Source organism: Nocardiopsis sp. N85 (genome assembly GCF_028882275.1).
In the GTDB taxonomy this organism is placed as follows: domain Bacteria; phylum Actinomycetota; class Actinomycetes; order Streptosporangiales; family Streptosporangiaceae; genus Nocardiopsis; species Nocardiopsis lambiniae.
Map to the genome: position 1 here is coordinate 110468 of NZ_JARBUT010000018.1, position 19087 is coordinate 129554.

Below are 19087 nucleotides of genomic sequence, written 5' to 3' on the forward strand. Positions count from 1 at the left end.
CCCATTGACAGGCCCCTGCGGATCTCCGCGATCGACCGAGAGGGCCGGTCATGGGTTCTTTCGGTCGATCGCGGAAGGAGGTTCACAGCCCCCGCAGGGCGCGGACCGCGGCCACCGGGGACTCGACCACCGGCGAACCGGTGGCGACGAGCCGTTCGGGGGCCATCAGCCCGGTGGCGACCAGGATCGAGTGCGCGCCGGCCTCTCGGGCGGCGCGGGCGTCGTCGTCGATGTCGCCGATGAGCACGACCTTGGCCGGGTCGATGTCCAGGCCCCGGAGGTGGTGTACCAGGTGCTCGGCCTTGGAGTCGTGCTCGGTGTCGTACCTGCGGCCGTCGATCCTGGTGAAGTGCGGGGTCAGCCCGCGTTCCGCGATGAGCGGGACCAGGTGGTCGTGCGAGGCCATGGACAGCAGCGATTGGGTGCGGCCGTCGGCGCTCCAGTCGTGCAGCACGTCCGGGACGCCGTCGGTCAACTCGCACGTGGGCAGGTGACGCAGGTAGCCCTCGTCGTAGAGCTTCTCGGCGCGCGCCCACTCGCCCTCGGCGAAGGTCCGACCGAGCAGTTCCTCGTAGCAGGGGATGAGGGGCCGTCGGAAGACGGTGCGCCAATGGTCCAGTTCGACCGGTTCACGGCCGAAGGACGCGCAGACGGCGTTGACCGCCGCGAGGTTGGCGTGGTTGTCGTCGAGGAGGGTGCCGTTCCAGTCCCAGACGATGTGCGCGATGTCGTTCGGGTCGAAAGTCATCTCTGTCATTACGTGCATTTTACGTGTCCCGGACCGGTCGTGGCCGTGCGGTTCCGGTCACATCAGGCGGGCGCCCCGGGGTCCACGGCCTCTCGGCGTTCGGTCCGCGATCGGCGGCTGCGCCGCACCAGCCACACCCCCGCGACGACCAATGCCGGGAACACCACCAGGATGAGCACCGGCAGCAGGATCGCGACGATCGAGGTGAGGAAGCTGACGACGTCCTCGAAGAAGGAGACGAACGGGGCCGCGCAGCCGGCGCTCATCGAGTTCGCGGCCAGTCGGCCCAGGGACTTGACGAGGTGGAAGCCCAGGGCGATGACCACGCCCGCGATCACCGGACCCCAGGAGAACCCGTCCCCGGTCTCCGCGCCGGAGGCGGCGCCGGTGATCTCGGAGAGTTCGACGCTGGAGGCGCCCGCGCCGAAGACGATGCCGCCGGAACTCGGACGCACGACGGTCTGGATGATGTCGTTGACACTGTCGACGGCCGGGAACTTGTCGGCCAGGAACTCCACGGCCAGGAGCACCGTCAGCACGATCAGGGTGATCGGGTGCTCCAGCCACGTCCAGGAGTCGCCCAGGGGGAGCAGGTCGGTGAAGCGGGCGATCAGACCCACCAGCAGCAGGGGGATGTAGGCGTTCAGCCCCGCCGCGGAGGAGAGACCGATACCGGTGAGTGCAGTGAGCAAGGGGGCCCTTTCCATGGTGCGAACGCGCGGGGCGGGCCCGCGCGCTCACACGCCGGGCCCGCCCCCGCCGGTTCACCCTGGTTGATGCCCGCCGACGGCCCGCGGTTGCGGTCGGTCCGGCTTCACTGGCGGTAGTTCTCGACCTCGGCCACCGAGCGGGCCTCGGCCTCGTCGGGGTCCCGTCCGAACTCTTCGCGGGCCCGTCGCTGGCGGAGCAGGTCCCAGCACTGGTCGAGGGCCTCCTCGACCTCCTTCATCCGCCCACGCTCCACGGAGGACAGGGCCCCGGGGGTGTCGCGCAGGGCGTGCTCCTCCTTCATCAAACCCTTGATGGTGGTCAGGATGTCCTTGTCGCCGCTTCGGTCCATAGGGACATGGTGGGTTCGGCACGGGACACGGGCAAGAGCCTTGCCCCGGGCTTACCCAGATCAGGCCCGACGTTTACGGACGGCGGCCAGCAGCGCGATCGCGGCGCCGACGGTGATGAGACCGCCGGAGAGCAGGGCGGCCAGGCCGGGGCCGGTGACGGGCAGCTTCGGCTTGCCGGGCGGAGTGGGCTCGGGATACGGGCCCGGGGTGGGCTTCGGCGACGGATCGGGCGACGGACTCGGGCTCGGAGAGGGGGACGGACTCGGCGACGGGTCCGGGCTCGGAGAGGGGGACGGGTCCGGAGAGGGGGACGGGTCCGGAGAGGGGGACGGACTCGGAGACGGGTCGGGCGACGGACTCGGGCTGGGCGAAGGAGACGGATCCGGAGAAGGTGACGGACTCGGAGACGGCGACGGGCTCGGGGAAGGTTCCGGAGGGCGGCAATCGGCCGTCACGTCGCCCAGGACCAGATCGAACAGCGTCACCGGGTCCCCCACCGGGTTCCCGTTCCCGTCGTAGCGCTGGGCCGTCGCCGTGTAGTCGGTCTCCACATGGCCGTGGTACGGGTGATCCTCCTCCACGACATGACCGATGACCGTCTCCACCCGGACCAGGGTGGCACCGTCCCCGAAATCCCCCGGGAAGGTCGTCAGGGTGGAGGCGGTACCGGCCTGGTTGGGAGGCGGGGCGTCGAGAAGCCGCCCGAACAGGGTGGGCGCCGTGGTCGAGGTCTGGGCGATGACACCGTTCGGGGGGTTGCACTGCACCCGGTTGCTCCAGGTGGCGACCCGGAGGACCACGTTGCCGTCGGGGGCCGACCCTTCCACCAGCCGCGCGACCCAGGGCACCGAGGGCGTCGGTACCGCCAGTCCGGTGAAGGCGCCGTCGGCGTTGGTCATCGCGCTCTCGGGCGCGGTCACGGCGCTCACCGCGCCGGTCGCCGTCGCGGACGTCAGATGAGGGGAGGAGGGGAGCCCGCTCCAGGAGTCGGCGTCGTCCCCGGAGACCTCGATGACCTGGAGGGTCTCCTCCACCGGCGTCCCGTACACGGACCCGTCGAGCGTCAGCCGACCCCAGGTGCTCGACGCGTAAGGGGTGGCCGGCGCGGCCACCACGTCACGGGCGCCGAAGGTCGCGCCCGCCACCACAGCGCCGGATGCCACGAGGACCGAGGTGACGACGGCGACGCCGACCTGCCGTCGTCCCACCGAGCGAACTCGCACCGCGATCAATTCAGCACTCCCAGTAGTCAATTTTCACCGTGGACAACACTCTAGGTAACGACCGGACGCGATGCCCGGAGGACTCGACGATTCACCCGCGACGTCTTACGCCCCTGTTCGTCTGGGAAACTCCTACCTGAGGACCCAACGGCGGAATGCCTTGCCGAACGGGACCGTTCAATACCTCAAGGGGGTATTGTTCATGGCATCTGAGCAGGAACGACACGGAAGCGGGACCATGGCTGCGACCCACGGTTACAGCAATGACAAGCAGAGCCACATCAACCGGTTGCGCCGCATCGAGGGACAGATCCGCGGTCTACAGCGCATGGTCGAGGACGACCAGTACTGCATCGACGTCCTCACCCAGACCTCGGCCGTGAACAGCGCCCTGCGCTCCTTCGCCCTGGCCATGCTCGACGAGCACCTCAAGCACTGTGTGGCCCACGCCGTCGCCAACGGCGGCGAGGAGGCCGACGCCAAGGTCAAGGAGGCCTCCGAGGCCATCGCCCGGCTCGTCCGTTCCTGATCCCCTCCCCCGTCCCGCACCGTTCCGGGGGCGGCGGACCGCCGTGGTCCGCCGCCCCCGTCGTGTCCGGGTCAGCTGTCCCCGTACCGGGCCCTGAGGTTCTCCAGCAGCCGGGCGCCCTCGCGTCCCGCCGCCTCCGAGTCGAGGTAGTCGACGTTGTCGTTGGCCACGAACGAGGACGGGCGCCCGTGGTCCGCGAAGCCCATCCGGGACACGTCCCCTCCGATGAACGCCCGGATGCCCCAGTTGGCCAGGATGCGCGCCCGCGCGTTGGGCGAGGGCACCGCCATCAGGTGGTAGCCGCGGGTCGCGCCCAGCGCGGGCAGGCCGCTCAGCTCCAGGTCCATCACCCGGGCCAGCGCGTCCCTGCCGCTCAGGTCCACGACCAGACCCAGGTCCCGATGGCGGAACTCCCGCAGCGGGCGCCCCAGGATGGAGGCCACCACGTTGTGCGCCACCGTCGTCGCCTGCCGGGTCGCGTACTGGGCCGTCGGCGGGCAGTAGGGCGACTCCCCCGCCAGGTCGGGCACCGCCACCGCGTCGCCGAGGGCGAACACCTCGGGCTCTCCCGGCACCCGCAGGTCGGCTCCCACCTCCAGACGGCCCCTCGTTGTGGGTACGCCCAGGGTCTCCATGAGCGGGCTCGGGGAGACCCCGGCCGTCCAGATGAGGGTGCGACAGGGCAGGGCCCGTCCGTCGGTGAGCACCACCTTGTCGGCGGTGACCTCGCGCACCGACACCTTGAGCTTGACCTCGATACCCAGATGGCGCAGCAGGTCCAGGGCCTTGCGGCCGAGCCGGTCCCCCAGTTCGGGCAACACCTTGGGCGCGATGTCGACCAGGTGCCAGCGGATCACCGAGCGCAGCTCGGGGTAGCGTTTGGCGGCCTCCTCGCACAGGCGCATCAGCGACGCCGCGGTCTCCACTCCCGTGTAGCCGCCGCCGACCACGATGAACCGGCAGCGCTCCTCGCGTTCGATCGGGTCGACGCTGTCGTTGGCCATCTCCAGCTGGGCGAGCACGTGGTCCCGCAAGAGGACGGCCTCGGCCAGGGTCTTGGCCCCGTAGGCGTGCTCGGTGAGGCCGGGGATGTCGAAGGCCCGGGTGTGGGCGCCGGGCGCCAGCACCAGTCGGTCGTAGCGCACCGGGGTGAACTCACCGGTGGGCCGGCGCACCACCACGACGCGGTCGTCGGTGTCGACGCCGACGGCGTGGCCGGGGACGAGCCGGGTCTCGCGGGTCAGCCGGTGCACGGACATCGCCACCGACTGCGGGGTGAGCATCCCGGAGGCCACCTGTGGCAGCAGCGGGCTGTAGAGCATGTAGTCGTGGGGGGCGATCAGGGCGAGGTCCGCCGCCCCCGTCGGAATGCGGCGTTCGAGGTGACGCAGGGTGTGGATGCCGCCGAACCCCGCGCCGACCACCACGATTCGAGGCCGAGCCATGTATTGCTCCTTCTCCGTGTCGGTCGCCGTCGGAAGCGGGCGTACCCGATGAGCCGAACCTAAGCCCGGACCGGACGGGACACACGCCCGCCGGGCCGCACCGTTCCCACCTCTTGGCGACCTCTTTGTCGGCTTTCGCCTCTGCGGTCGGGGAAGGGAACGGACCGGAAGGCGGTCCATCCCTTACGGGTGCGACGGATCGGCCGTCGTCGGGCTTCGCGGCGATGCGCTCGCCCGTCCCGGAAGCACGGCCCCGCCGGCACCCCACGGCGCGCCCGGGTACCACGTCGTCGGTGGCATCGGTGTGCGCCCGGAGTCACCGCCGATCGACACGCGCCGTCCCCTCGAACGGGCCCCTACCCACGGAACGGTCCGGCACCACCGACGGCGAACGGCGGGTCCGCCCGCGGCACCCGCGGCCGGTCCCCCTACTCCGAGGGCACCACGGCCCGCTCGGGGTGGGCCTCGTTGTGCGCGGAGACCTCCACAGGCCGGTCCGGGAGGAGGGCGGCCGTGCCCATCCGCAGCAACAGGGCCGCCATCTCCCCCCGGGGCAGCACGTGGCTGTGGGGAGTGGAGTTGAGCAGACCGAACGCGGCCTGCGTCGAGGCGAGCAGGACCTCGTGGGGTTCGTCGGGGCGGAGTTCGGCCAGGACGGTCACCCATTCCTCCACGTAACGGCGCTGGATCCGACGGACCCGGCGGTTGTCCTCGTCGGTGAGGTGGTGCAGTTCCCGGTCGTGGACGACGATGAGCGACGGCTCGTCCAGGGCGAAGGAGATGTGACCGCGCAGCAGCAGGTCCAAGGCGTCACGGGGCTCGGTGGAGCGGGCCAGCAGCACCGAGCCGCGGCGGGACAGGCGTCGGCTGATGTCCAGGAGCACTTCGCCGAGCAGCGCCCGCTTACCGGGGAAATGCCGGTACAGAGCGGGACCGGTGGTGCCGATCGCCCGGCCGATGTCGTCGATCGACACGCCGCGATAACCGCGCTCGGCGAACAGGCCCGCCGCGGCGGCGAGGATCTCCCGACGGCGCTCGCCGATCGGTCTCTGTTCCACCGGTCTGGGGCGCATCCGGCCTCCGCTCGCCGTCCTCCGGACGGGTCCTTCCCGGCCCGGCTGTGGACACCCATGTTAATGGTCACTAACATCACGAATGTTAGTGACCATTAACACCCCTCCACGAGAGGACAGCATGAGCAGGGCATCCGTACTCGGCTCGGCGGTGGACACCGCCGGGCCCGCGTTCGCCGCCAACGACGCGGCGAACCGCGCCCTCGCCTCGGAGCTGCGCGAGCGGATCGCCACCGCGGCCCTCGGCGGACCCGAGAAGGCCCGCGCGCGCCACATGGAACGCGGCAAACTCCTGCCGCGCGACCGTGTCGACCACCTCCTCGACCCCGGTTCACCCTTCCTGGAGATCGCCCCCCTGGCCGCCCACGGTCTCTACGGGACCGACGGGCGGGACGCGCCCGGGGCCGGGATGATCGCCGGTGTGGGTCGGGTGGCCGGCCGCCCCACGGTGGTGATCGCCAACGACGCCACGGTCAAGGGCGGCAGCTACTACCCGATGACCGTCAAGAAGCACCTGCGCGCCCAGGAGATCGCCCTCCAGAACCGCCTGCCGTGCGTGTACCTGGCCGACTCCGGCGGTGCCTTCCTGCCCCTCCAGGACGAGGTGTTCCCCGACCGCGAGCACTTCGGACGGATCTTCTACAACCAGGCGACCATGTCGCGGCTGGGCGTCCCGCAGATCGCGGCGGTGCTCGGTTCGTGCACCGCCGGCGGCGCCTACGTCCCGGCGATGAGCGACGAGGCCGTCATCGTCCGCGAGCAGGGCACGATCTTCCTGGGCGGTCCGCCGCTGGTGAAGGCCGCCACCGGCGAGGTGGTCACCGCCGAGGAACTGGGCGGGGGCGACCTGCACTCCCGGGTGTCGGGGGTGACCGACCACCTGGCCGACGACGACGCCCACGCGCTCGCCATCGTGCGGCGCATCGCCGACACCTTCGGGCCGCTCGATCCGCCCGCCTGGGAGACCCGCGACCCGCGCCCGCCCGCGCTGGACCCGCACGAGCTGTACGGCGTGGTGCCCGCCGACACGCGCACCCCCTACGACGTGCGCGAGGTCATCGGCCGGGTCGTGGACGGCAGCGAGTTCACCGAGTTCAAGGCCGAGTACGGGACCACCCTGGTCACCGGGTTCGCGCACATCCACGGGCACCCGGTGGGGATCATCGCCAACAACGGCATCCTGTTCGCCGAGTCGGCGCTCAAGGGGGCCCACTTCATCGAGCTGTGCGACCGGCGGAGCATCCCGCTGGTCTTCCTCCAGAACATCTCCGGGTTCATGGTGGGCCGCGACTACGAGGCCGGGGGCATCGCCAAACACGGCGCGAAGATGGTCACCGCCGTGGCCTGCGCCCGGGTCCCCAAGTTCACCGTGGTCATCGGCGGTTCGTTCGGCGCCGGCAACTACTCCATGTGCGGCCGGGCCTACTCGCCCCGCTTCCTGTGGATGTGGCCCAACGCCCGCATCTCGGTGATGGGCGGAGAACAGGCCGCGTCGGTGCTGTCCACGGTCCGCCGCGACCAGATGAACGCGCGCGGCGAGGAGTGGTCGGCCGAGGCGGAGGAGGAGTTCAAGGCCCCCATCCGGGACACCTACGAGGCGCAGGGCAGCCCGTACCACTCCACCGCCCGACTGTGGGACGACGGCGTCATCGATCCCGTCGACACCCGCGACGTGCTCGCCATGGCCCTGTCCGCCGCCCGCCACGCCCCGCTGGAGCCCGTGGGCTACGGCGTCTTCCGGATGTGAGGAACCCTTGACCACGACCGTACTCATCGCCAACCGGGGCGAGATCGCCCTTCGGGTGATGCGCACCCTGCGCCGGATGGGCCTGGGGTCGGTGGCCGTGCACACGGACGCCGACGCCGACGCCCCGCACGTGTCGGCCGCCGACCGGGCGGTGCGCGTACCCGCCTACCTGGACGCCGACGCCATCGTCGCGGCCGCCGTGGAGACGGGGGCGACCCTGGTCCACCCCGGCTACGGCTTCCTGTCGGAGAACGCCGCGTTCGCCCGCGCCTGCGCCGAGGCGGGGCTGACGTTCATCGGACCGCCGCCCGCCGCCATCGACGCGATGGGCGACAAGATCCGGGCCAAGGAGACCGTGGCCGCCGCCGGTGTGCCCGTGCTGGGCGGGTTCACCGAGGAACCCGGGGCGCCGCTGCCCGACGACGTCCTGCTGAAGCGGGCCGCCGCCACCGGTTATCCGCTGCTCATCAAGCCCTCCGCCGGGGGAGGCGGCAAGGGCATGCGCGCCGTGCACTCCCCCGACGACCTGGCCGCGGCGGCCGCGGCCGCCCGACGCGAGGCGCTGGCCGCTTTCGGCGACTCCACCCTGCTGGTGGAACGGCTGGTGCGACGGCCCCGGCACATCGAGGTGCAGGTCCTCGCCGACGCCCACGGGAACGTCGTTCACCTGGGCGAACGCGAGTGCAGCCTGCAACGCCGACACCAGAAGGTGGTGGAGGAGGCGCCCTCCCCCCTGCTCACCGACGAGCAGCGCGCCGCCATGGGCGAGGCCGCCGTGGCCGCCGCCCGCTCCTGCGGATACGTGGGTGCCGGCACCGTCGAGTTCATCGCCGAGGCGGGCGCGGACGGCGACCTGGTGTTCTCGTTCCTGGAGATGAACACCCGTCTCCAGGTGGAGCACCCGGTCACCGAGGAGGTCGTCGCGATCCGCGGCGAACGCGGCCTGGACCTGGTGGAACTCCAGGTCCGGGTGGCGTCGGGCGCCCCGTTGCCGTTCGGCCAGGAGGACGTGTCCTGGGTCGGGCACTCCGTGGAGGCCCGGATCTACGCCGAGGACGCCGACCGCGGGTTCCTGCCCAGCGGCGGACCGATCCTGGCCCTGGCGGAGCCCTCCGGCGAGGGGGTGCGGGTCGACTCCGGTGTCGCCGCCGGAGGCGAGGTGACCTCGTCGTTCGACCCGATGCTCGCCAAGGTCATCGCGTGGGGCCCGGACCGGGCCGAGGCGCTGCGCCGCGCCGACGCCGCCCTGGCCGGGTACCTGCTCCTGGGATGCGTCACCAACACCGCGTTCCTGCGCAGGTTGCTGCGCCACCCCCGGGTCGCCTCGGGGGACCTGAGCACCGACCTCATCGAGTCGACACCGCCCGAGGCCGCCCCCGAACGCGTCCCGGAGGAGGTGTACGCGGCGGTGGCCCTGGACCACACACTGGACCTGGAGCCGCCCGCGCCCACCGCCGACCGGTTCGCCGTCCCGGACGGGTGGCGGATCGGCGGACCCGCCTGGACGCCGTGGCGGCTGCGCGCCCCCGGCCATGACTCCGCCGTGGTGCGGGTGCGCCGCTCCGGCACCGGATTCTCGGTGAGCGTGGACGGCGCCGAGCCCGTGGCCGCCCGCGCCCACCGCGACGGCGGTCGGCTCACCGTCACCTACGCCGGGCGCACCCGCACCTACCTGCGGGCCGATGACCCCGTCACGGCGCACCGCTGGCTGGGCGCCGACGGCACCGCCTGGACGTTGCACGAGGAGCCCGTCGACGCCGCGCTGCGCAGCGACGAGGCCGCCGCCGACGGCACCGTGCGCAGCCCCATGCCCGGCACGGTGCTCGCCGTGCCCGTGGCGGTCGGCGACACGGTCACCGTGGGGCAGTCGCTGGCCGTCGTGGAGGCCATGAAGATGGAGCACTCCGTCACCTCACCCATCGACGGGACCGTGACCACCGTCGCGGTCCGATCCGGCGCGTCCGTCCCGATGGACGCCGTGCTGGTCGTCGTCGAACCTTCCGGGGCCCCGGACACCGCCGAGGTCCCGTCCACCCCCGCCACCAGCGAGGAGAACCAGCGATGAACAGCCACCGGTTGTCGACCGAGCACGCCGACCTGCGGGCCGCCGTGGAGGAGTTCGCCCGGACCGAGGTCGCCCCGGTCATCGGCGAGCACTACGAGAACGGGACCTTCCCCTACGAGGTCATCGCCAAGATGGGGCGGATGGGCCTGTTCGGGCTGCCCTTCCCCGAGGAGTACGGGGGCATGGGCGGCGACTACTTCGCGCTGTGCCTGGCCCTGGAGGAGCTGGCCCGGATCGACTCGTCGGTGGCGATCACCCTGGAGGCGGGGGTGTCGCTGGGCGCGATGCCGCTGTACCGGTTCGGCACCGAGGACCAGAAGAAGACCTACCTTCCCCGGCTGACCGCCGGTGAGGCGCTCGGCGCCTTCGGGCTGACCGAGCCCGACGGGGGCTCCGACGCGGGGGCCACCCGCACCACCGCCCGGCTGGAGGGCGGGGAGTGGGTGATCAACGGGACCAAGTCGTTCATCACCAACTCCGGGACCGACATCACCGCGTTGGTCACCGTCACGGCCGTCACCGGGCGTCGGGAGGACGGCCGGCCGGAGATCTCCTCGATCCTGGTGCCCAAGGGGACACCGGGCTTCTCGGTCGGGCAGAAGTACTCCAAGGTCGGCTGGAACGCCTCCGACACCAACGAGCTGGTGTTCGAGGACTGCCGTGTGCCCGAGGCCAACCTGGTGGGCGAGCGCGGGCGCGGGTACGCCCAGTTCCTGCGCATCCTCGACGAGGGGCGCATCGCCATCGCGGCGCTGTCGGTGGGTCTGGCCCAGGGCTGTGTGGACGAGAGCGTGCGCTACGCCCACGAGCGGCACGCGTTCGGCCACGCGATCGGTCACTACCAGGCGATCCAGTTCAAGATCGCCGAGATGGAGGCCCGCGCGCACACCGCCCGACTGGCCTACTACGACGCCGCCTCGCGCATGCTCGCCGGCGAGCCGTTCAAGAAGGAGGCGGCGATCGCCAAACTGATCGCCTCCAACGCCGCGATGGACAACGCCCGCGACGCCACCCAGGTGTTCGGCGGGTACGGGTTCATGAACGACTACGCGGTGGGCCGCTTCTACCGGGATGCCAAGATCCTGGAGATCGGCGAGGGCACCAGCGAGGTCCAGAAGATGCTCATCGCCCGCGAGCTGGGCCTTCCCGCCTAGGGCCTGTTCTTCGCATGCTCTTGCGCGCCCTCGGGGGGTCCGAGGGCGCCCACGGGGTTCTGGAGGCCCGGAGCGCGGGGCCGAGGGTGCCGTTCTCCGGGCGCGCCGAGCACGGACCGAAGCGGGGCGCGGGTTCGAAAGAACACGGCCGGGGGATGGATCGGGGTGGTCCTCCGGGAGCGGTGCGGGGGTCCGCCCCGTGGGATCGCCCTGGCGAGAGGAAACGATCGTCGGCGGGGCGGCTCCGACCCTCGGAGCCGTCCGATAGGCACCCGTACGCGGAGTCGGGGTGGCGCCCCGGATGTAGCCGACCCGAGCGGTCGGTACACCGCCCCCGGGGCCGCGTCCGATCGGACGCGGCCCTTTCCGGACAGCCCTTCAACGGTTCCAAGGGGTGACAAGTCCCCATAATCGTCACAGAATGGACTCCACGCGGCCAGTGCGGGTCCCTTGTGTTCCGGACCCGGCGACCCGGTCCGCCCACGAAGCGGGCCCCGCCTCGGGTCCACTGCCGACCCTGTCCCCGGCCGGAGGAGTCACCGGATGGAAGGCGCCCTTCCCGTCCTCGCCGTGGTCGTCGTCGTGGTGACGGCCGGCGCGGTCGTGGTCTCCGCGCACTTTCGCAAGGAACGCGTCGTCGAGCTCCGAAGTTGGGCGCGCGCGCACGCATGGACCTACGACGAACACCACCCCGCGCCCTTGGGCGACACCGCGCTCCCGCGTCCTCTGGGAGGCAGGTCCCCCCGTTTCCACCACGTGCTGACCGGACGGCACCGCGCCCACGAGGTCGTCTTCTTCGAGCACACCCCTCGCCCGACCGCTCCCGTGGCGCGGGGCGAGACCCGGCACACCTACCGGATCGTGGCCGTGCGCATCCCCGGTGTCGGATCCGACCTGGAGATCCGCCGCCGCGACGACGCGTCGACCGCCGTTCCCACCGAGACCGCCTTCGACCGGGCCTTCCAGGTATCGGGGGCCGACGGATTCGCTCGCGCGGCCCTGGACCGGGAGACGGTGGCGTGGCTGCTGTCGGACCCCCGCTCACGTTCCTTCCCCGTCCGTTTCAGCGGGGATCACGTGCTCACCTGGGCCGTCATGCGACTGGACCCGGATCGGGCCCTCACCGCGGCGGACTACCTCATCGACCTGATCGCCCGTATCCCCGCACAGGCCTGGCGGCACGACGACGCGCTCCGCGCCGGTGGAACGTCACCCCGCTCACCGGTGAGAACGCTACAATCCGGCTTGCCCCAACGCAGCAAGGAGTGACATCCGTCTTGAGCGACCCCAACACCACGGCGCGCATCTCCCGCGCGGACCTCTTCCGCGACGAGACACCCGACCCCGACTCGACGGCCCGCATCACGCGCGCGGACCTCTTCCGCGACGAGACACCCGACCCCGACTCGACGGCCCGCATCACGCGCGCGGACCTCTTCCGCGACGAGACACCCGACCCCGACTCGACGGCCCGCATCACGCGCGCGGACCTCTTCCGCGACGAGACACCCGACCCCGACTCGACGGCCCGCATCTCCCGCGCGGACCTCTTCCGCGACGGGGACTGACCCTCCGCCCCACGAACGAGCGCCCGCCCGGCGATGCCGGACGGGCGCTGCGCTTTCTCAGGTGTCAGCGACGCTCGCGGACGGTCGCGATGATCTCGGCGACCGCGTCGTCGACCGGCACACCGTTGTTCTGGGAGCCGTCGCGGTAGCGGAAGGAGACCGCGCCCTTGCTGATGTCCTCGTCACCGGCCAGCAGCATGAAGGGCACCTTCTGCTTCTGGGCGTTGCGGATCTTCTTCTGCATGCGGTCGTCGCCGGCGTCGACCTCGACCCGGATGCCCTCGGCGCGCAGCTTCGCCGCCACCTCCTGGAGGTAGGGCACGTGCTCGTCGGCGATCGGGATGCCCACCGCCTGCACCGGGGCGAGCCAGGCCGGGAAGGCGCCCGCGTAGTGCTCCAGCAGCACCGCGAAGAACCGCTCGATGGAGCCGAACAGGGCACGGTGGATCATCACCGGCCGTTGGCGGGAACCGTCGGCGGCGGTGTACTCCAGGTCGAAGCGCTCGGGCAGGTTGAAGTCCACCTGGATGGTGGACATCTGCCAGGTGCGACCGATGGCGTCCTTGGCCTGGACGGAGATCTTGGGTCCGTAGAAGGCGGCACCGCCCGGGTCCATGACCAGTTCCAGCCCCTGCTTCTCGGCGGCCTGGCGGAGGGTGTCGGTGGCCTCCTCCCAGACCTCGTCCGAGCCGATGGACTTCTCCGGGTCCTTGGTGGACAGCTCCAGGTAGAAGTCGTCCAGACCGTAGTCGCGCAGCAGGTCGAGCACGAAGGTGAGCAACGAGTCGAGCTCGTCGGCCATCTGCTCCTTGGTGCAGTAGATGTGCGCGTCGTCCTGGGTGAAGCCGCGGGCGCGGGTGAGGCCGTGGACCACACCGGACTTCTCGTACCGGTACACGGTGCCGAACTCGAACAGGCGCAGCGGCAGCTCACGGTAGGAGCGCCCGCGCGCGTCGAAGATCAGGTTGTGCATCGGGCAGTTCATCGGCTTCAGGTAGTAGTCCTGACCGCCGTCGAGCTGCATGGGGGGGTACATGCCCTCCGCGTACCAGTCCAGGTGCCCCGACTTCTCGAACAGGGCGCCCTTGGTGGCGTGCGGGGTGTAGACGAACTGGTAGCCGCCCTCTTCGTGGCGCTTGCGCGAGTAGTCCTCCATGACCCGGCGCACGATGCCGCCCTTGGGGTGGAAGACCGCCAGGCCCGAGCCGATCTCCTCGGGGATCGAGAACAGGTCGAGCTCGGAGCCGAGCTTGCGGTGGTCGCGCTTCTCGGCCTCCTCCAGGAAGGTCAGGTACGCCTTGAGGGCGTCCTTGGTCTCCCAGGCGGTGCCGTAGACGCGCTGCAACTGCGGGTTGGTCTCCTTGCCGCGCCAGTAGGCGGCGGCGGTGCGCATGAGCTTGAACGCCGGGACGACCCTGGTGGTGGGCAGGTGCGGGCCCCGGCACAGGTCCTTCCAGCACTGCTCGCCGCTGCGCGGGTCGATGTTGTCGTAGATGGTCAGCTCACCGGCGCCGACTTCGGCGGAGGCGCCCTCGGCGGCCTCGGCGGCGCCGCCCTTGAGGCCGATCAGCTCCAGCTTGTAGGGCTCGGTGGCCAGCTCGGCGCGGGCCTCCTCGTCGGTGACGACCCGGCGGTCGAAGCGCTGCCCCTGCTTGATGATCTGCTGCATCTTCTTCTCGATGCTCTTGAGATCGGCGGGGGTGAAGGGCTCGGCGACGTCGAAGTCGTAGTAGAAGCCGTTCTCGACGGGCGGTCCGATGCCCAGCTTGGCCTCGGGGAACAGCTCCTGGACGGCCTGCGCGAGGACGTGCGCGGTGGAATGGCGCAGGATCGCCCGCCCGTCCTCGGAGTCGATGGCGATGGGCTCGACGGTGTCGCCGTCGCGCAACTCGCGGAAGAGGTCCCGCGGCTCTCCGTTGACCAAGGCGGCGATGACGGTCCTACCGTCGGCCTCCAGCGCCTGCCCCGCCGTGGTGGTGGCCGCCACCACACGCGGTGATCCGGCGATGGTGATGTGCAGCTCGGGCGCGGCGGACACGGTGACTCCTCGTAAGACGCGAACAGATCGTGGGACGTCCGGCGGCACACCCGAGGTGGGCGGCGCCACGTCTGGACCGATGCTATCGGCTCCGGGCCGCGACCGCCCCGTCGTCCACAGGCGCGGGGAACGCGGTTCCGTCGAGCCCGACGCGGCTTTCCGAGAAGAGCGAGGGGTGAATGAGAAGTGTCGGGAACCGGTCGGGGAACAGGATCGTTCTCTCTCAGATCCCATGATTCGGACTCGACCGTCATCGCGCACGGGGGTTCCGTAACGGACACCGCGCCCGGGGTCGACCGTGCAGGCCAACGGCCGGAGGTCCCATGAATCAAGACGAATCTGTCATGAATTGTCGCGTTTTCAGCGAGTCGTCCACAGCTTCGGCGGGGGCCATTGATCCGGAACCCGGGATCGGTGACAATCAGCAGACGTCCGATCACCGTCCCCAGTCGACCCGAATGCACCGAATCGCTTCGACCGAATACTGTGAGCGCATGTCACCGAGACCACCGAACGGCCCCTCGACCCCGGAGACATCCCCCCGAACCGCCCGTGGTGGCAGCACCCGCCTGTGGCGTCGCGCCCGGGCGCGCCTGCGCCTCTTCCGCAGGCGCATGCACGCTCACCCGGTACTGCACCTGCCCTGGCTCATCCTCGTCGGCACGGTGGGCACCCTGATCATCCTCGCCGGGGTGGTGATGCTGGTGGCCCCTGGGCCGGGGGTCGCCGCGATCATCCTCGGACTGGTGGTCCTCAGCACCGAGTTCAGGTGGGCCCAGCGGCTGGTGCGGCCGGCCCGCGTCTGGTTCCGACGCGCGGAGAGGTACGGCATGCGCCTGCGCGCCCGGGCGTTGGAGCGCTACCGCGCCCGACGGGCACTGCGACGCGAACGCCTGACCTCCGAGTGACCCGAAGGGCCCCGCACGGGCCCTTCGTCATGTCCTGCGGTCCTCGCTCCCGGCCGTGGGGCACGTGAGCAGCCGCCCCTGGAACGGTGCGACTCACCGCGGTCGCGTCTTCACGGGATGGCCGTGCACGGCCTCCACGGACGCTCCGCCCCGTCGGACAGGGCCGACGCACCGAGCCGATCCGCACTCGCGAGACCCGGGCCGATCCCGGCCGCTCCAGGAACAGACCTCCGGCGACCGGGGCATCCGCCACGACAGCACACCCGATCCACATCAGCGATGGACACGACCCCGATCACAGGGGTCACCTCGGGGGGTCTCCCCCTGGTCGAAACGACGAAACGACCCCGCGAGCAAGCGAAGCTTGCGAGCAGGGTCGCTCCGGAACGAGACGGACCCCGGGCGGACCGACGACCACCCGCGAGGCACAACCTCGCGTTACAGGGAAGTGCCCCGGCCACCCCACCGGTCAGCGCGACCCGGGCCAGAGGGGGTCACCTCGGGGGGTCGGGGGGTCTCCCCCCGGTGGAAACGACGAAACGACCCCGCGAGCAAGCGAAGCTTGCGAGCAGGGTCGCTCCGGAGTGAGGTGGGCGATACAGGACTCGAACCTGTGACCTCATCGGTGTGAACGATGCGCTCTAACCAACTGAGCTAATCGCCCGGGAACCGCGTCTGACCGCCGTTTCCGTGTCCGTCCTGTCGTTCGGACAAGGAAAACTCTAGCGCATGTCCGAGGGTGTTCGCTCCACGCGGCACCCGGCCCCGGATCCGTATGTGACTGAGGTCACATTACGCTACCGTCGAGTTCATGGCAGAGTCACCCGACGGGCGTGTATTCCCCCAGTTGGAAGGAGTTCCGGCTCTTCCCGCCCCTCGAAGCGGCACCGCGATATGACCATCTCGTGACGCGGGCCACCCGACATTGGGAAATCTTTGGTTTCTCCTGGTCATTACAGTGACGAAGGATCGTGAAGCCGCCCTGCGGCGAGCCGACCCCGCTGGGCGGGCGGCGAGACCTCCGGTCCCATCAAGGAAAGTCTCCGTACTCACGTCATAGTCCGCGAGCGACCGCGTTGGAGCGAGTGAGACGGCAACCGACCCGCACCGCCACAGGCGAGGGCCGGACGAGAAAAGGTTTGGCGAACATGAACAGTAGCGACACCACTGCCACCGCCGAGCTGGGCCTTCGGCTCGTGGTTCCCGAGCGCACCGCGGTTCCCTTGGTCGCTCGGCTCGACTACAGCGCGGACGACCCGTACGCGATACGCGTGGCGTTCCACACCGGCGAGGAGGACCCTGTCGAATGGATCTTCGCCCGTGAACTCCTGACCGTCGGCATCGTGCGACCCGTCGGCGAGGGCGACGTGCGGGTGTGGCCCTCCAAGGACGAGAACGGCGACCGCAACGTCTGCATCGCGCTCTCCTCCCCCTTCGGCCAGGCCGAGTTCGACACCCAGGTGTCGCCGTTGGCCGAATTCCTCCACCGGACCTACGAGATCGTCCCTGCCGGCCAGGAGGCCCAGTTCGTCGATCTCGACAACGAGATCCAGCAGCACCTGGCCTCCTGAGGCCGCGAGGCCCGCACACGGACCACGACGAAGGGGACGGCGCGATCGCGCCGTCCCCTTCTCGCGTGTCGGAGACCCGTCACGGGTCCAGGTCGGACGCGGAGCGCTCGGCGAACACCTTCATCGCCTCCAGGGTGATCGGGCCGGGCTCGGCCGACACCCTCAGGTCGTCGATGTCGAGGATCGGCTGCACGTCGCGGCCGGTGGAGGTCAGGAACGCCTCGGTGATCTCCGGCAGGCGCCCCATCGGCACGTCCTCCTCCTCGCCCCCGTACCACTCCAGGACGAGTTCGCGGGTGATGCCCGCCAGTGGACCCGCCGACAGCGGAGGGGTGACCAGGCGGCCGTCCAGCACCACGAAGACGTTGCTGCCGGTGCCCTCGCACAGGTTCCCGGAGATGTTGCGGAAGATCGCCTCGCTCGCGCCCTTCTTCTTCGCGAAGGCCAGGGCGCGCACGTTGTCGGCGTAGGAGGTGGTCTTCAGGCCCGCCAGTGCGCCGAACTCGTTGCGCGGCCACGGGGCGAGGGCGACGTCGGTGTGCGGGGGAATGCCGGGGAAGGGGCCCAGCGCCACGATCGCGGTCTGTTCGCCGACGGCGCGGTCCGAGCCGAGCGGGCCCGCCCCGTCGGTCACGGTGATGCGCACCCGGGCGTCGGTCAAGTCGGGGTTGGCGGCCATCGCCAGTTCCACGCCCTCGGCGATCAGCTCCAGGTCGGGCGCCTCCATGCCCAGCCCCTCCGCCGAGCGGACCAGCCTGCGCAGGTGACGGGTGAGCGCGAACGGGCGACCGTTCCGTGCCCGCACCGTCTCGAAGACGCCGTCGCCGACGGTGATGCCGTGGTCGACCACCGGGATCCTCGCCTCGGCCTCGTCGACGACGGCGCCGCGGCCGTAACCGGCCCCGGAGATCCACACCCTCATTGTTCCAACCCCCCACGAATCTCGGGCGCCCGGATCGGGCCGGGCGATGACACGATCCTCCCACCTCAGGGGCGACCTCGCCCTCCGGGCGCCTACCGGCAGCCCGTCGGACTGGCAAGGGTCGTGACCGGCACCGGCCGTGGTCCGGTTCTTCAGGTCCGTTCATCATCGCATCGTGACTGGTCAGACGCGCTCCACTCACGGGCGGCCCACCCGGGGGCCCGTGGGGCGGCCGCAAAGATAAGTTACGAATGACTATCATCTGGGCAACGCTTATGCGGGACCCGGCGGTGGTCGGCCGCGCTCTCCCCCTCATGACGGCCGCCCCGAAGGCGCACGGGTCCCCAGGTCCACGACCGCCCGATCGACAGAGCAAAGAGAGACATGACTCCACCGAGTACCGCCCGCGGAGAACTCAGCTGGTTGTTGGACGACCTCCTCACCCGGGCCTCCGGAACACAACACGCCATCGTTCTGTCCACCGACGGTCTCCTCATGGCCACCTCCAGCGGACTGGACCGACCGGCGGCCGAACACCTCTCGGCGATCGCCTCGGGGCTGCACAGTCTCGCCGGGGGCGCCAGCAAGCAGTTCTCCGCCGGGACCATCCGGCAGAGCATCATCGAGATGGACCGCGCCTTCCTCTTCGTCGCCGCCGCCGGCGAAGGGGCCTGCATGGCCCTGATGTCCGACTCCGACAGCGACGTGGGCCTGATCGCCTACGAGATGAACAAGGTGATCGAGAGGGTCGGCCAGTACCTCTCGGCGCCTCCGCGCCCCGACATGCCCTCCACACCGGCGCACGTGGAGACGTGATCCCCGCCGCCGCGGCGGGCCGCCCACCGGCTCTGCCACGGCAGGGGTCGGGCCCGCCCGGACCGCCGATTTCGCGCTCGGCCGGGAATCCGCTAGAGTTCTTAACGCAGCGAACGGGGCGGACCGGGAGACCGGGAAGCCCGCGGAACTCGCCGCGCGGACGTGGCTCAGCTGGTAGAGCATCACCTTGCCAAGGTGAGGGTCGCGGGTTCGAATCCC

17 protein-coding genes and 1 tRNA gene are annotated in these 19087 nt (G+C 70.7%); 9 read left to right on the plus strand and 9 right to left on the minus strand.

Annotated features, from left to right (window positions below):
* Positions 1–82 precede the first annotated feature (82 nt).
* The 4 genes from PWG71_RS22230 to PWG71_RS22245 all read right to left on the minus strand — a co-directional run bounded on the left by PWG71_RS22230 (position 83) and on the right by PWG71_RS22245 (position 3017).
* Positions 83–757, minus strand: coding sequence for an HAD family hydrolase (locus PWG71_RS22230; RefSeq protein WP_274811873.1), 675 nt, complete (start codon positions 755–757; stop codon positions 83–85).
* 53 nt (positions 758–810) lie between these two features.
* Positions 811–1440 carry a DUF4126 domain-containing protein gene (locus PWG71_RS22235; RefSeq protein ID WP_274811874.1) on the minus strand — a complete coding sequence of 210 codons (630 nt, stop codon included), beginning with the start codon at positions 1438–1440 and terminating at the stop codon, positions 811–813.
* A 122-nt stretch (positions 1441–1562) separates the two neighbouring features.
* Complete coding sequence (locus PWG71_RS22240; protein WP_274811875.1) at positions 1563–1808, minus strand: DUF2630 family protein; 246 nt, start codon at positions 1806–1808, stop codon at positions 1563–1565.
* Positions 1809–1868: 60 nt separating this feature from the next.
* Positions 1869–3017, minus strand: a complete 1149-nt coding sequence (locus PWG71_RS22245) for a hypothetical protein (protein ID WP_274811876.1) — start codon at positions 3015–3017, stop codon at positions 1869–1871.
* 253 nt (positions 3018–3270) lie between these two features.
* Here PWG71_RS22245 and PWG71_RS22250 point away from each other — a divergent pair, with 253 nt between their 5' ends.
* Positions 3271–3561 carry a metal-sensitive transcriptional regulator gene (locus PWG71_RS22250; RefSeq protein WP_274811877.1) on the plus strand — a complete coding sequence of 97 codons (291 nt, stop codon included), beginning with the start codon at positions 3271–3273 and terminating at the stop codon, positions 3559–3561.
* A gap of 71 nt (positions 3562–3632) precedes the next feature.
* Here PWG71_RS22250 and PWG71_RS22255 read toward each other — a convergent pair whose 3' ends face one another.
* On the minus strand, positions 3633–5006 hold the full coding sequence (locus tag PWG71_RS22255; RefSeq protein WP_274811878.1) for an NAD(P)/FAD-dependent oxidoreductase: 1374 nt from the start codon (positions 5004–5006) through the stop codon (positions 3633–3635).
* Between the two features lie 428 nt (positions 5007–5434).
* Entirely contained in the window at positions 5435–6079 is a 645-nt protein-coding gene (locus PWG71_RS22260; protein WP_274811879.1) for a TetR/AcrR family transcriptional regulator, read from the minus strand.
* A gap of 121 nt (positions 6080–6200) precedes the next feature.
* On the opposite strand from PWG71_RS22260, the gene PWG71_RS22265 reads away from it, so the two are divergent.
* The 5 genes from PWG71_RS22265 to PWG71_RS22285 all read left to right on the plus strand — a co-directional run bounded on the left by PWG71_RS22265 (position 6201) and on the right by PWG71_RS22285 (position 12613).
* Positions 6201–7826: a carboxyl transferase domain-containing protein gene (locus PWG71_RS22265; protein ID WP_274811880.1), complete on the plus strand. Its 1626-nt coding sequence runs from the start codon at positions 6201–6203 to the stop codon at positions 7824–7826.
* Positions 7827–7833: 7 nt separating this feature from the next.
* Positions 7834–9891: an acetyl/propionyl/methylcrotonyl-CoA carboxylase subunit alpha gene (locus tag PWG71_RS22270; RefSeq protein WP_446725078.1), complete on the plus strand. Its 2058-nt coding sequence runs from the start codon at positions 7834–7836 to the stop codon at positions 9889–9891.
* On the plus strand, positions 9888–11045 hold the full coding sequence (locus PWG71_RS22275) for an acyl-CoA dehydrogenase family protein (protein ID WP_274811881.1): 1158 nt from the start codon (positions 9888–9890) through the stop codon (positions 11043–11045). The genes PWG71_RS22270 and PWG71_RS22275 overlap by 4 nt, the downstream gene beginning before the upstream one ends.
* Positions 11046–11588: 543 nt before the next feature.
* Complete coding sequence (locus tag PWG71_RS22280) at positions 11589–12314, plus strand: hypothetical protein (RefSeq protein ID WP_274811882.1); 726 nt, start codon at positions 11589–11591, stop codon at positions 12312–12314.
* Between the two features lie 8 nt (positions 12315–12322).
* The gene (locus tag PWG71_RS22285; protein ID WP_274811893.1) at positions 12323–12613 is read left to right on the plus strand and encodes a hypothetical protein; all 291 of its coding nucleotides are present in this window, start codon (positions 12323–12325) and stop codon (positions 12611–12613) included.
* A gap of 64 nt (positions 12614–12677) precedes the next feature.
* Here the strand turns inward: PWG71_RS22285 and thrS are convergent, their stop codons facing one another.
* Positions 12678–14651, minus strand: a complete 1974-nt coding sequence (gene thrS / locus PWG71_RS22290) for a threonine--tRNA ligase (RefSeq protein WP_274811883.1) — start codon at positions 14649–14651, stop codon at positions 12678–12680.
* A 614-nt stretch (positions 14652–15265) separates the two neighbouring features.
* On the opposite strand from thrS, the gene PWG71_RS22295 reads away from it, so the two are divergent.
* Positions 15266–15559, plus strand: coding sequence for a PGPGW domain-containing protein (locus tag PWG71_RS22295; RefSeq protein WP_274811892.1), 294 nt, complete (start codon positions 15266–15268; stop codon positions 15557–15559).
* A gap of 590 nt (positions 15560–16149) precedes the next feature.
* Here PWG71_RS22295 and PWG71_RS22300 read toward each other — a convergent pair.
* Positions 16150–16223, minus strand: a tRNA-Val gene (locus PWG71_RS22300).
* Between the two features lie 484 nt (positions 16224–16707).
* On the opposite strand from PWG71_RS22300, the gene PWG71_RS22305 reads away from it, so the two are divergent.
* Positions 16708–17130 (plus strand): SsgA family sporulation/cell division regulator, encoded by a 423-nt coding sequence (locus tag PWG71_RS22305; protein ID WP_274811884.1) that lies wholly within the window; start codon positions 16708–16710, stop codon positions 17128–17130.
* Between the two features lie 79 nt (positions 17131–17209).
* On the opposite strand, the gene PWG71_RS22310 is transcribed toward PWG71_RS22305, so the two are convergent.
* Positions 17210–18052, minus strand: coding sequence for an aminotransferase class IV (locus PWG71_RS22310; protein ID WP_274811885.1), 843 nt, complete (start codon positions 18050–18052; stop codon positions 17210–17212).
* A 384-nt stretch (positions 18053–18436) separates the two neighbouring features.
* Here PWG71_RS22310 and PWG71_RS22315 point away from each other — a divergent pair, with 384 nt between their 5' ends.
* Entirely contained in the window at positions 18437–18868 is a 432-nt protein-coding gene (locus tag PWG71_RS22315) for a roadblock/LC7 domain-containing protein (RefSeq protein ID WP_274811886.1), read from the plus strand.
* The last annotated feature ends 219 nt before the right edge of the window (positions 18869–19087 follow it).